This window comes from Inquilinus sp. (assembly GCF_039594555.1).
Classification (GTDB): domain Bacteria; phylum Pseudomonadota; class Alphaproteobacteria; order DSM-16000; family Inquilinaceae; genus Inquilinus.
Genome location: NZ_JBCNNF010000042.1, coordinates 14,655 through 26,762 on the forward strand (window position 1 = coordinate 14,655; position 12,108 = coordinate 26,762).

The window sequence follows — 12,108 nt, forward strand, 5'->3', positions numbered from 1 at the left end:
GGAATAAAATTTCCGCCGAAGGGCTAGGCCGCCGGACGCCGTGGGCGGTTGCCGTGCCCGGCGCCCCGCCCTTCCCTGATTGCGGACAGGGAAGGGCGGGGCGCCGCGGCCTTGTTACAGCACGAAATCCGCTGCGGTCAGGGCATGGTCGGAATAGACGGTGATGATGGCATCCTGCTGCTTGTCGCCGGTGGTCTCGAGATAGACGCCGTAGCGGCCGCCGCCGAAATCCAGCGCCCGGATCTGGCCGGCGGCGGTGAAGGCGCCGGTGCCGAAGGTGAAGGCGGCGTCGCCGGGGCCCGCGCCGTTGGCGTCGATCGCCGACAGGTCGATCTTGTCGCCGGTGGTGAAGTCGGTGATCGTGTCCCGGCCCGCGGCCGCGACCGTGCTGTCGCTGATCGCGACATAGCGGAAGGTGTCGTTGCCGGCGCCGCCCTTCAGCACGTCGGCGCCGCCGCCCCCGGTCAGCACATCGTCCCCTGCCAGCCCCCACAGGGTGTTGGCATTGGCGTCGCCGGTGATGGTGTCGTCGAAGCCCGAGCCCATCACCTGCTCGATCCCGGTCAGCGTGTCGCCCTGGGCGTCGCCGCCGACGCCGGCGCCGCCGCCGATCACCACGGTCACGCCGGCGGCCGAATTGGCATAGATGGCCGTGTCGATGCCGGCGCCGCCGGTCAGTTGGTCAGCCCCGGCGCCGCCTTCAAGGATGTCGTTTCCGTCACCGCCGTCGATCGTGTCGTCACCGGCACCGCCCCTGAGGCTATCATTGCCGCCATTGGCGAAGATCTGGTCGTTCCCGATGCCGCCATCGATCGAATCGTTGCCGTCACCGGCCGGATCGAAGCCGTCATCGCCGGTCAGGGTGTCGGCCCCGTCGCCGCCGACAATGCGATCGGCGCCGTTGCCGCCGTTGATGACGTCGTCGCCGGCCTCGCCCGACACCGAGTCGTCGCCGTCCCGGCCGTCGATGTTGTCGGCGCCGTTCTCGCCGCCGATGATGTTGCGGTCGGCATTGCCGGAGAGGAAGTCGTTGCCGCTGGAGCCGTACAGGTTCTCGATGTTGGTCAGCGTATCGCCCGTGGCGTCGCCGCCGAAGATCAGGTTCGACTGCAGGTCGACGAAGACATCGGTCGACCCCTGGTAGTTGGCGAAGTCCGATCCCGCGCCGCCGTCGAGATGGTCGGCGCCGGCGCCGCCGCGCAGTGTGTCATTGCCGTCGCCGCCATTGATGGTGTCGGTCCCGTCGAAGCCGATCAGCACATCGGCCTGGGACGACCCGGTGATGGTGTCGTCGCCGGAGAAGATGCTGGCCAGCATCGTCATCTCGCCGCCGGGGCTGAGCAGGCCGGCGGCGATGTCCGCCAGGGCCGTGTTCATGCCGGTGATCGAGAACACCGGCGTGAGCGCCGGCTTGGCGTAGCTCAGGCTGGTGACGGTGCCGGCGAAGGTCGACGGGAAGGTGAACGACATGCCGGTGCCGGTGAGCGACAGCAGCCCGGTGTCGTTGAAGCTGACGAAGCCGGTGGTCGGCGTGATGATCGGAAAACCGGCGATGCCCGCGGTCGCGATCTGCGACAGAGAGCCGAACTGGATGCCGGCGCCGTTGAGGCCGGTGCCGTTGAGAACACTGAAGACCGCCATGGAAATGCCTCCCCCTGAATGAGCATCCGATCCTTTGACGTGGCGGCCTTCGGGGCCGTCCCGGACCGGAACTGTCTCAAGATTGGGCAAAATCCGACGCGGTTCGAGAGCGTTCCTGGGGCGAAACAAAGAACGCAAGGAATCGATCGGCCGGCGGAACGACATTTCCGTCGGCCGATCCGATCGTGCCGGATTTGGCTGGTCGGGCGGCCAGGCTGCCCGCAACCGAAAGATCCCGCCCTCCCCGGTTGCGGTCGGGAAGGGCGGGTGGCTGCGACAGTGCTACAGCACGAAGTCCGCTGCGGTCAGGGCGTGGTCGGAATAGACGTTGATGATGGAATCCGGCTGCTTGTCGCCGGTGGTCTCGATATAGACGCCATAGCGGCTGTTGGCGAAGGCCACGATGCGGATCTCGCCGGCAACGGCGGTGAAGTTGCCGGTGCCGAAGGCGAAGGCGGTGTCGCCGTTGCCGCTGTTGCCGTCGGCGTCGATCGCCGACAGGTCGATCTTGTCGCCTGTCTGGAAGTCGATGACGGTGTCCTTGCCGGCGGCCGCGACCGTGCTGTCCGCCACGCTGGTATAGGCGAAGGTATCGTTGCCGGTGCCGCCTTTGAGCACATCGGCCCCGACCCCACCGGTCAGCGTGTCATTTCCGGCCAGGCCCCACAGCGTGTTGGCATTGGCGTCGCCGGTGATCGAGTCGTCGTGGAACGAGCCCACCACCTGCTCGATGCCGGACATCGTGTCGCCCTCGGCATCGCCGCCGCTGGACACGCCGCCCATCACCACGGTCACGCCGACGGCCGAGCCGCCATAGCTCACCGTATCGGTGCCGTCACCACCGATCATCTGATCGGCGCCGGCGGCCCCCTCGAGGATGTCGTTGCCGGCACCGCCGTCCAGCACGTCGTCGCCGGCGCCGCCATACAGGCTGTCATTGCCGTCGCCGCCGAAGACCTGATCGTCGTCGGCCCCGGCGTCAATCGTATCGTTGCCGCCGTCGCCGTTCAGGATGTCGATCCCGGCCCCGCCGGTAAGCCGGTCGGCTCCGTCGCCGCCTGAAACAGTGTCGTTGCCGACATCGCCGACCAGGAAGTCATCGCCGCCATTGCCGGCTATAGTGTCGTTGCCGAGCTCCCCGACGATGATGTTGCGGACATTGTTGCCGGTCAGCACGTCGTCGTGGCTGGAGCCGTACAGGTTCTCGATGCTGATCAGCGTGTCGCCCTCGGCGTGGCCGCCCGAATTGGTGCCGGCCAGCAGGTCCACGGTCACCGCGGCGTTCGAGAGCTGGTAGTTGGCGTAGTCCGAGCCGTCGCCGCCGTCCAGGGTGTCGTGACCGAGGCCGCCCCTCAGGCTGTCGTCGCCGCCATAGCCCTTGAGAACGTCGTCCATCGTCGAGCCGAAGGCCCGGTCGTTGCCGGAGAAGACGATGCCCAGGACGGCTTCCTCGTTGCCGCCCATGACCAGCCCGGCCAGGGTCGACAGCGGGGTGACCATCCCGGTGATGGTGAAGATCGGCGTGGATGACGGGTTGTTGTAGGTGATGCTGGTCACGGTGCCGGCGAAGGTGGCCGGCTGGGTGAAGCTCATGCCGACGCCGGTGAGGCCCAGCTTGCCGCCGCCGACGAAGTTGATGGTGCCGCTGGTCGCGTTGATGTTCGGATTGCCGGCGATGCCGGATGACGCAATTTGCGAGAGCGTGCCGAACTGGACACCGTTGCCGTTGATGCCGGTGCCGTTGACAACCGTAAACACGGCCATGGAAATACCTCCCCAATATGCCCCCCGATCATCGACGGCCAGCCATGGCGGCTGGGTGGATCGGGATTGACTAAAGATTGGGCTGAATTTTATGCAGTTCGAGATCGTTTCGGCCGCAATACAAAGAACGAAAGAAAGATGTTGATATATTAATGCTAAATTTCGGGCGAACTCTCACAAAATGCTAATTCCAGGCCAAACGCCCGGCTGGCGTGACTTTTTCTGTTTCTTTGCCGAAACGAAATGGCGCGAGCCGCCTGACCGGGCGGCGTTACCGCCCGGCCACCGTCATGCCGTCGATCCGCACCGTCGGCGCGTCCATGCCGTAGCGCAGCACCAGGTCGTTCGCCGGGACCAGCGCGCGGTACATGTCCTTCAGGTTGCCGGCGATGGTGACCTCGTTGACCGGATAGGCCAACTGGCCGCGCTCGATCCAGAAGCCGTGGGCGCCGCGGCTGTAGTCGCCGGTGACGCCGTTGACCGACGAGCCCATCAGCCCGGTGACGTAGAAGCCGTCCTGGATGTCGGCCATCAGCTCCTGCGGCGAGACGCTGCCGGGCGCCAGGTACAGGTTGGCGGGGGAGGCGCCGGGCGGGCCGCTGGTGCCGCGCACGGCATGGCCGGTCGGCGCCAGGGCCAGCTGCCGGGCCGAGCGCAGGTCGAGCAGCCAGGTGGTCAGCCGGCCATCCTCGATCAAAGCGCGGCGGCGGCTGGCCACGCCCTCGCTGTCGCAGGGGCGGGACCGCAGCCCGCGGCGGATATGCGGGTCGTCGATCACCGCGATGCCCGGGGCGAATACCGCCTCGCCCATCTTCTCCTTCAGGAAGCTGGTGCCGCGGGCGATGGCGGCGCCGTTGATGGCGCCGACCAGGTGGCCTAGCAGGCTGCGCGACACCCGCGGGTCGAATACCACCGGCACCCGCGCGGTCGACGCCTTGCGGGCGCCCAGCCGGGCCACGGCGCGGGCGCCGGCGCTGCGGCCGACCGTGTCCGCCGATTGCAGGTCGTCGGCGTGAACCGCGCTGGTGTGGTCGTAGTCGGTCTCCATCCCCGTGCCTTCGCCGGCGATGGCGGAGACCGAGATGCTGCTGCCGGTCGACCCGGTGACGCGGGCGAAGCCGTTGCTGGCGACCATCGCCGCCATGCTGCGGCCGAAGCCGGCGCTGGCGCCCTCGGAATTGGTCACGCCCTGCACCGCCAACGCCGACTCCTCGGCCGCGCGGGCGCGGTCGGACAGGGTCTCGGTCGACGGCTCGACCGGGTCGACCAGGTCGAGATCCGGCAGCGCGGTCGCCAGCTCGGACGGGTCGGCGATGCCGCAATAGGGGTCCTCGGGCACCACCTTGGCCATGGCCACGGCGCGCTCCACCGCCTCGTCCAGCGCGGCCTGGCGGCGGTCGGAGGAGGAGACGATCGCCATGCGCTTGCCGATGAAGACGCGCAGCCCCAGGTCGCCGCCCTCCGACCGCTCGACATGCTCGAGCTTGCCGAGGCGGTAGCTGATCGAGATCGAGGTGCTGTCGAACAGCACCGCGTCGGCAGCGTCGGCGCCGGCCCTCTTGGCCTTGTCGATCAGGCCGGACAGCAGGTCGAGGGTCGCGTCATGGGAATCGGGCATCGTGCGGTCCGTCGGTTCCGGGGCCTCCCTCATGTAGCGACGCCGCCCCCGCCGCGGCAAGGTGCAAGGGCAAGCGGACGCATCAGTCGGGTGTCGCCGGGGCTTCAACTCCACCGTCAGGACGCGCATCCTGGCGGGGCGAGTCGGCGCATGGAGGGATCGGGCGTGATCGTGAGACGGATCGGGGCGGTGCTGGCCGCCGTCTGGCTGCTGGCGCCCCTGCTGGCGGCCACGCCAGCGGGCGCGGTGGAGGAGGATCCCGCCTGGAGCCAGGTGCGGCTGGCCACGCAGGGGGCGCCGCAGGTGATCGGCAGCTATTCCAACGGCTGCATCGCCGGCGCGGTGCAACTGCCGCCGGAAGGACCCGGCTATCAGATCATCCGCCTCAGCCGGAACCGCAACTGGGGCCATCCGAACCTGGTGGCGACGCTGGAAGATCTTGGTCGACGGGCCCAGGCCGCCGGCCTGCCGCCGCTCCTGATCGCCGATATGGGACAGCCGCGCGGCGGCCCGATCACGGATCATGCGGCCCATGAGAATGGGCTGGACGCCGACATCTGGCTGCGCCTGGACCTGCCGATGCTGGCGCGCGACCAGCGCGAGACGCTGAAGCCGGAATACATCACCGGGCCCTGGACCGACTATATCCCGCGCGGTGCCCTGTCGCCGCAGCAGGCGCAGCTGATCCGCCTGGCGGCGACCGAGCCGCGGGTCGAGCGCATCTTCATCCACCCGGCGATCAAGCGCGAGCTGTGCGCGATGAACTGGGACGACCGCTCCTGGCTGCATGTCGTGCGGCCCTGGACCGGCCACAACGAGCATCTGCACATCCGCATCGGCTGCCCCTCCGGCAGCCCGTTGTGCCGCGAGCAGGACCCGGCGCCGGCCGGCGACGGCTGCGGCGCCGACCTGATGTCCTGGTTCCCGATGCGCGCGCCGGTGCCGAAGAAGGGCGGCAAGCCCTATGTCCCGCCGCCGCTGCCGGCCGCCTGCATGGCGGTGCTGAACGCGCCGGCGGTGACGGCCGGGCAATAGCGACGGCTCCGGTTCGGCCGCGACCCTGCGGGTCTCCGCAGGGTCAGCCCGGGGCCACCACCTTGGTCACCACCCAGCAATGCTTGCCGATGCGGCGGGTGCGCTCGAAGCCCTGGCGCTCGAAGATCGAGATCGCGGCGTTGAACAGGAAGGCGCCCGCCACGGTCCGGCCCGCCGTCTCCTCGGGATAGCTCTCGACCGTGCCCCCGCCCAGCCGGGCGATCTCCCGCAGCGCACCGTTCAGCGCGGCCGCCGCCACGCCGCGGCCGCGATAGCGCTTGTCGGTGAAGAATCAGGTGATCCGCCAGTCCGGCAGCCTCTCCAGCCCCTCGCCATAGGCACGCTTGTGCTTGATGTTGGTCAGCTCCTCCGTCCGCCCGAACTGGCACCAGCCGACGCAGTCCGCGCCGTCATAGACCAGGGCGGACTGGGTGGTGCCGGCGCGCACCCGGCGCTCCTTCATCTCCCGGCGGGCCGCCACCGATTCTGCGCGTTTGGCGCCCTCCGGATGGAAGTTCATGCACCAGCAGCCGCCCCAGATGCCGTTGTGGCGCTCGACCAGGGTGCAGAAATCCGGCCAGGTGGACATGTCCAGGGGCTTCACCGTGAAGCCGTCCATCGTTCCCCTCCCTCGGCCGGTGCTACGGCAGGCTCAGATAGGTGGCCGGCCCTTCGAAATCCTGCTTGCCGAGGGCGACGCCGGCTTGGCGCAGGATGGCGTAGGCCATGGCGATGTGGAACTGCAGGTTCGGCAGCGCATAGAGCAGCAGGAAGGGCAGGCCGGCGAAGCGGCGGGTGCGGCCGCCCAGCGTGACGTCGATCACCCGCGCTTCCGACCCGTCGACCTGCTCCGGCCGCAGCGCCTCGATAACGGCGAGGGCGGAGTCGATCCGGGCGGTCAACGCGGCGAAGCTCACCGGGCCCGGTGGAAAGCTGTGCTGGATGCCGCGGTTGAACACGGCGACATCCTCCGCCTCCGGGTCGGGCAGCGGCAGGCCGGCCAGGCGGACCGCGGCGCCGCGGGCGCCGTCGGCGGCGATCTGCACCTGCCGGTGCAGCGGGAACATGTCGGTCGCCAGCCGGCTCTCCAGCAAGACGGTGGGGGCGATCCCGTTCGTGGCGGTATGGGCCTCGCCCTTGGCGAGGATGCCGCGGCAGTTGGTGAGCGCGCGGGCGAAGACGGGGATGGAGGCCTGGTACATCGAGATGGTCATGGCCGTGCCCCCCTCTCCGATGGCGGCTCACCGCTACCGCGGGCGCAAGGCCACCGCGTAGACCAGGCTGTCGGCCTCGGCGCCGCGGAGGTGCGGGGCGCGGTCGTCCTCGTCGGTGATCACCGCGGTCTCGCCCTCGGTCACCGCCAGGTGCCGGCCGATATCGACCACGGCGGTTCCACGCAAGACATAGAACAGCCAGACCGGCGCCGGCTCCAGCATCGCGTCGGCGTCGTCCAGCGCAGCCACCCGGTGGTCGATCTGCAGCGACCGGTCGGCGATCACGTTCAGGTCGCGCACCGGGCCGGCGACCAGTTTGCAGCTGGTCACGGCCTCCCCGTCGAAGTCGAAGGGCTCATGCGGCCGGTCGATCCGCACCGTCCGGGGCAAGTCGCCGGGGTCCGCGATGGTCAGGTCCATGCCGCGGCCGGACAGCAGCATGATGGTGCGGCAGCAGGCCGGGAAGGGGGAGAAGGGTCCGTCCGATTCGACCTCGGCCAGGCTCAGCCGCCAGCGGAAGCCGGACGGGGTCTCGGCCGGCTCGACCGCGATCTCGGCCGTCCGGCCCCCGCCGTTGCGCCAGGGCATCAGGCGGTGCTGGGCGGGCGAGATGATGCGGGTGGGCATGGGCGGCGCGACCTCGGGCAAGAGAGGCCGAACGATAGCACAGGACAGCGCCGGTCCACCCGCGATCGCATCACGCCTGTGAGCCCTTTCCGGAACGCGGCCTATCCCTTCGCCGTCATTCCCGCGAAAGCGGGAATCTCTGTCCGGGCAAAGCGTCGCGAGATCCCCGCTTTCGCGGGGATGACGGATTGAGGAATTGGGAAAGATCTCTCCTGCGGATTACTTCGCGTCGTGGAAGATGATGCCCAGCGTGTGGCGCCGGCCGCTGCGGAGCCGGCTGACGCCGTGGCGCAGATTGACCCGGTAGTCGCCGCGCGTGCCGGCCACCGGCCGGTGGTGCACGGCGAAGGCGACGCCGTCGCCCTGGCGCAGCGGCACCACCTCGAGCCGCGACTGCATGCGCGGGCGCTGCTCGGTCAGCACGAACTCGCCGCCGGTGAAGTCGCGGCCGGGCTCCGACAGCAGGATCGCCACCTGCAGCGGGAAGGCCAGGTTGCCGTACAGGTCCTGGTGCAGGCAGTTGAAGTCGCCGGGCTCGTATTGCAGCAGCAGCGGCGTCGGCCGGGTCTGGCCGGCGGCGTGGCACGCGTCCAGGAAGTCCTCGTGCCGCTCCGGATAGCGGGTGGCGATGCCCATGCGCGCGTTCCAGCCATTGGCCACCGGTGCCAGCCGGGGATAGAGGGCGGCGCGAAGCCCGGCGATCGGGGCGGGCAGGGGATAGGCGAAGTACTTGTACTCGCCCCGGCCGAAGCCGTGCCGGGCCATCACCACCCGGCTGCGGAACGGCTTGTCCTCGGGGTAGAGGGCGGCGACGGCACGACATTCCTCCGGCGTCAGCAGCGCCGGCAGCACCGCCGCGCCGTGCTGGTCCAGCTCCGCCGCGGCGGCGTCCCAGTCGAGGGCGGCGACCTGGTCGATCGGCAGGGGGGCGGCGGGCACGGCGTCATCGGGGCGAAGGGCGGTGCGGGGCATCGGTCGGGCCTCCTGGTCTCTGTGATGACGGCAGGATGGCGCCCGCGGTTCCGGCACGCACTCCGTCGCTTGCGGTCAAATTGCGGCGGGACCGGAGCCGGAGGCCGGATGGCACAGGAGAATGGCCGGATTGCGGAGGGACGGGCTTCGTTCCGCCCTGGAAACGACGTGCGGCCGGCCGATACCTCCCGTCGAACCCGGCCGTGGGGCCGGAGGATCCAGGGGAGAGAACCATGCTGAAGCGTCTGATCGCCCGCAAATGGCTGTTGGGGACGGCGCTGGCCGCAACGCTAGCCGCGCCGGCCTGGGCTGCGCCGGGCCAGGGGCAGGATCGGCCGCGGGTCGAGGTCGCCTTCGTGCTCGACACCACCGGGTCGATGACAGGGCTGATCGACGGCGCCAAGCGCAAGATCTGGTCGATCGCCACCAGCATCGTCGAGACCAACCCGAAGGCCGAGATCCGGATGGCGCTGGTGATCTATCGCGACCGCGGCGACGACTATGTCGCCCGGACCTACGACCTGACCACCGACATCCAGGGCCTGTATGGCGACCTGCTGCAGCTGCGCGCCGATGGCGGCGGCGACTGGCCGGAATCGGTGAACGAGGCGCTGCATGCCTCGGTCCACAAGCTGCATTGGAGCCAGGACCAGGCGACGCGGAAGATCGTCTTCCTGGTCGGCGACGCGCCGCCGCACATGGACTATGCCAACGCCCCGCAATATCCGGAGGTGGTGGCCGCCGCCCGGCGCGACGGCATCGTGGTCAACGCGGTGCAGGCGGGCGATGCCGGCGACACGCGGCAGATCTGGCAGGACATCGCACAGCGCGGCGCCGGCCGCTACATCCCGATCCCGCAGGATGGCGGCCAGGTGGTGGTGATCGAGACGCCCTTCGACGGTGACATCCTCCTGCTGCAGCGCCGGATCGACGCCACCGTGATCCCCTATGGCTCGGCCCGGCAGCAGGAGAGCGTGCAGGGCAAGATCGACCAGCGCGCCGCGGCCCCGGCCTCGGTGCAGACCGAGAACTCGATCTTCTACAACAAGCGCGCCGGCCGCAGCGAGGTGGTGACCGGCGCCGGCGACCTGGTGGCCGACATCGCCGCCGGCGCGAAGTCGCTGGAGTCGGTGCCGGAGGACGAACTGCCGGCGGTGCTGCAGGGCAAGTCGGCGGCCGAGCGGCAGGCCTATGTCGACCGGCAGCGGGCCGAACGCGCGACGCTGACGGCACAGATGGCGGAGCTGGTCGGCAAGCGCGACGCCTACATCGCCGAGCAGTCGAAGCAGAACGCCACGGCCTCGACCGACAGCTTCGACCGGGCGGTGGAGGAAACGCTGCGGGTGCAGCTGCAATAGAGGGCGCGGGCTGGGTTCGCGGCGGCCAACCCAATCCTCCGGCAACTCCCTGTTTGTCATCCTCGGGCTTGACCCGAGGATCCAGGGGCTTTCAAGAACCGCTCTCGGTGGCCCCTGGATTGCCGGGTCAAGCCCGGCAATGACAGGAAGGGATGATCGAGGCATCGGGCTCGCCGCCGCGGCCCTCTTCTATCCCCGCGGCACTGGCGTGTAGGTCACCATCCTCAGGTCCGGGGCGCCCTCGACCACGAAGGTGGCGTGGGCGAATTCCAGCAGGCCCAGCGTGTCATGGCGGATGCGCTTGATGCCTTCGCTGCGCTCCGCCACGTCCTGCTGCGGCCACCAGCGGCGGAACTCGGGGCTGGTGGCCTGCAGCGCTTCGACCAGTGCTACGAAGGCCGGGTCGCCGCCGGCCCGGCCATAGTCCAGGCGGAACTTGGCGACGACGCGGCGGACGCCCTCTTCCCAGTCCGGCATCATCCGGCGGTAGCGCGGGTCGGTGAAGATCATCCACAGGCTGTTGCGCTCGGCCGGCGGGACCAGCGCGTAGTCGCCGAACAGCGCCGTGGTCGCCGCATTCCAGGCGACGATATCCCAGCGCGCGGTCTTGACATAGGCGGGGTTCGGCAGGCTGTCGAGCAGCCCCTGCAGGATCGGCGAGACTGCGGGCAGGCCCGGGGCGGCATGCGGCGGCGGGCGATGCTGGGCCAGGGCGTAGAGATGCGCCCGCTCCGTCTGGTCCAGCCGCAGCGCCCGGCACACCCGCTCCAGGAAATCGGCGGAGACCTGGATAGCGCGGCCCTGCTCGAACCAGGTGTACCAGGTGACCCCGACCCCGGCGAGCTGGGCCACCTCCTCGCGCCGCAGCCCCGGGGTGCGGCGGCGGGACCCGGCCGGCAGCCCGACCTCGTCCGGGTTGGTGCGGGCGCGGCGGTCGCGCACGAAGTCGGACAGGGCGCGGCGATCCTCGGTGCGCTGCAGGCTGGTGACGGCCATAGGCTGTTGCTTCTACTAATAGGATAAGAACTTATCTTTTCCTATTATAGGCCATCCCGCAGTCTCTGTCTCGGGCGGACGGACCCGCCCCGATGGAGATCCCGCATGACCGATGTGACCTGCGCCGCCGGGGCCGCCCGGCGGGCGACCGTGGCTCGTCCCTGGCTCGGCCTCGCCGTGATGCTGGCCGGGCCGTTCATGACCGTGATGGATGTGATGATCGTCAATGTGGCGATCCCCAGCATCCGGCTCGGCCTCGGCGCCAGTTATGCCGAGGCTGAGCTGGTGGTGGCCGGCTACAGCCTGGCCTATGCGGTGGCGCTGATCACCGGCGGGCGGCTGGGCGACCTGCAGGGGCGGCGGCGGATGTTCGTGACCGGCCTCCTCGGCTTCGCCCTGACCTCGGCCCTGTGCGGCCTGGCGGCCAGCGCGCAGACGCTGATCCTGGCCCGGCTGCTGCAGGGCGGCGCCGCGGCGCTGCTGTTCCCGCAGGTGTTCTCTCTGATCCGCGTCACCTTCCCCGAGCCGCGGGACTGCGCCAAGGCCTTCGCCGCGCTCGGCGTCGTGCTGGGGCTGGCGGCGGTGTCCGGCCAGGTGCTGGGCGGCATCCTGGTGGCCGCGGATCTCTGGGGCCTCGGCTGGCGCCCGATCTTCCTGCTCAACGTCCCGATCGGCCTCCTGGCGGCCATGGCCGCGCCGCGGCTGATCCCGGCCGACCGGGTGGCGCCCGGCCAGCGGCTGGATATCGCCGGCGTGGCCTTGAGCGCGCTCGGCCTCGGCCTGCTGCTGTACCCGCTGATCGAGGGGCGCGAGGCCGGCTGGCCGGCCTGGTCGCTGGCCATGCTCGCCGCCGCGCTGCCGGTGCTGGCGCTGTTCGCCTGGC

Annotated in this window: 12 protein-coding genes; 3 read left to right on the forward strand and 9 right to left on the reverse strand. The window is 69.9% G+C overall.

What is annotated here, in order from left to right; genetic code table 11:
* Positions 1–114: 114 nt before the first annotated feature.
* The 3 genes from ABDW35_RS07025 to ABDW35_RS07035 all read right to left on the reverse strand — a co-directional run bounded on the left by ABDW35_RS07025 (position 115) and on the right by ABDW35_RS07035 (position 5,023).
* Positions 115–1,641, reverse strand: coding sequence for a calcium-binding protein (locus tag ABDW35_RS07025; protein WP_343713138.1), 1,527 nt, complete (start codon positions 1,639–1,641; stop codon positions 115–117).
* A gap of 282 nt (positions 1,642–1,923) precedes the next feature.
* Positions 1,924–3,405 carry a calcium-binding protein gene (locus ABDW35_RS07030; RefSeq protein ID WP_343713139.1) on the reverse strand — a complete coding sequence of 494 codons (1,482 nt, stop codon included), beginning with the start codon at positions 3,403–3,405 and terminating at the stop codon, positions 1,924–1,926.
* Positions 3,406–3,676: 271 nt separating this feature from the next.
* Positions 3,677–5,023, reverse strand: a complete 1,347-nt coding sequence (locus ABDW35_RS07035; RefSeq protein WP_343713140.1) for a metallopeptidase TldD-related protein — start codon at positions 5,021–5,023, stop codon at positions 3,677–3,679.
* A 165-nt stretch (positions 5,024–5,188) separates the two neighbouring features.
* Here ABDW35_RS07035 and mepA point away from each other — a divergent pair, with 165 nt between their 5' ends.
* The gene (gene mepA / locus ABDW35_RS07040) at positions 5,189–6,058 is read left to right on the forward strand and encodes a penicillin-insensitive murein endopeptidase (RefSeq protein ID WP_343713141.1); all 870 of its coding nucleotides are present in this window, start codon (positions 5,189–5,191) and stop codon (positions 6,056–6,058) included.
* A gap of 43 nt (positions 6,059–6,101) precedes the next feature.
* On the opposite strand, the gene ABDW35_RS07045 is transcribed toward mepA, so the two are convergent.
* The 5 genes from ABDW35_RS07045 to ABDW35_RS07065 all read right to left on the reverse strand — a co-directional run bounded on the left by ABDW35_RS07045 (position 6,102) and on the right by ABDW35_RS07065 (position 8,871).
* Complete coding sequence (locus ABDW35_RS07045) at positions 6,102–6,317, reverse strand: hypothetical protein (RefSeq protein WP_343713142.1); 216 nt, start codon at positions 6,315–6,317, stop codon at positions 6,102–6,104.
* Between the two features lie 33 nt (positions 6,318–6,350).
* The gene (locus ABDW35_RS07050) at positions 6,351–6,677 is read right to left on the reverse strand and encodes a hypothetical protein (RefSeq protein ID WP_343713143.1); all 327 of its coding nucleotides are present in this window, start codon (positions 6,675–6,677) and stop codon (positions 6,351–6,353) included.
* Positions 6,678–6,699: 22 nt separating this feature from the next.
* Entirely contained in the window at positions 6,700–7,272 is a 573-nt protein-coding gene (locus tag ABDW35_RS07055) for a DUF1993 domain-containing protein (protein ID WP_343713144.1), read from the reverse strand.
* Positions 7,273–7,305: 33 nt separating this feature from the next.
* Positions 7,306–7,899, reverse strand: coding sequence for a HutD family protein (locus ABDW35_RS07060; protein ID WP_343713145.1), 594 nt, complete (start codon positions 7,897–7,899; stop codon positions 7,306–7,308).
* Between the two features lie 219 nt (positions 7,900–8,118).
* On the reverse strand, positions 8,119–8,871 hold the full coding sequence (locus ABDW35_RS07065; protein WP_343713146.1) for a 2OG-Fe(II) oxygenase: 753 nt from the start codon (positions 8,869–8,871) through the stop codon (positions 8,119–8,121).
* Between the two features lie 233 nt (positions 8,872–9,104).
* Here ABDW35_RS07065 and ABDW35_RS07070 point away from each other — a divergent pair, with 233 nt between their 5' ends.
* Positions 9,105–10,229: a vWA domain-containing protein gene (locus ABDW35_RS07070; protein WP_343713147.1), complete on the forward strand. Its 1,125-nt coding sequence runs from the start codon at positions 9,105–9,107 to the stop codon at positions 10,227–10,229.
* A gap of 189 nt (positions 10,230–10,418) precedes the next feature.
* Here the strand turns inward: ABDW35_RS07070 and ABDW35_RS07075 are convergent, their stop codons facing one another.
* Positions 10,419–11,225, reverse strand: a complete 807-nt coding sequence (locus ABDW35_RS07075; RefSeq protein WP_343713148.1) for a helix-turn-helix transcriptional regulator — start codon at positions 11,223–11,225, stop codon at positions 10,419–10,421.
* 105 nt (positions 11,226–11,330) lie between these two features.
* On the opposite strand from ABDW35_RS07075, the gene ABDW35_RS07080 reads away from it, so the two are divergent.
* Positions 11,331–12,108 (forward strand): MFS transporter (locus tag ABDW35_RS07080; RefSeq protein WP_343713149.1); only part of this gene is annotated, 778 nt, incomplete at its 3' end.

Excerpts from the sequence above, each read along its gene's own strand:
- ABDW35_RS07025 (WP_343713138.1), bottom strand. The coding sequence starts at position 1,641 with ATGGCGGTCTTCAGTGTTCTCAACGGCACCGGCCTCAACGGCGCCGGC.
- ABDW35_RS07030 (WP_343713139.1), bottom strand. The coding sequence starts at position 3,405 with ATGGCCGTGTTTACGGTTGTCAACGGCACCGGCATCAACGGCAACGGT.
- ABDW35_RS07035 (WP_343713140.1), bottom strand. The coding sequence starts at position 5,023 with ATGCCCGATTCCCATGACGCGACCCTCGACCTGCTGTCCGGCCTGATC.
- ABDW35_RS07050 (WP_343713143.1), bottom strand. The coding sequence starts at position 6,677 with ATGGACGGCTTCACGGTGAAGCCCCTGGACATGTCCACCTGGCCGGAT.
- ABDW35_RS07055 (WP_343713144.1), bottom strand. The coding sequence starts at position 7,272 with ATGACCATCTCGATGTACCAGGCCTCCATCCCCGTCTTCGCCCGCGCG.
- ABDW35_RS07060 (WP_343713145.1), bottom strand. The coding sequence starts at position 7,899 with ATGCCCACCCGCATCATCTCGCCCGCCCAGCACCGCCTGATGCCCTGG.
- ABDW35_RS07065 (WP_343713146.1), bottom strand. The coding sequence starts at position 8,871 with ATGCCCCGCACCGCCCTTCGCCCCGATGACGCCGTGCCCGCCGCCCCC.
- ABDW35_RS07070 (WP_343713147.1), top strand. The coding sequence starts at position 9,105 with ATGCTGAAGCGTCTGATCGCCCGCAAATGGCTGTTGGGGACGGCGCTG.
- ABDW35_RS07075 (WP_343713148.1), bottom strand. The coding sequence starts at position 11,225 with ATGGCCGTCACCAGCCTGCAGCGCACCGAGGATCGCCGCGCCCTGTCC.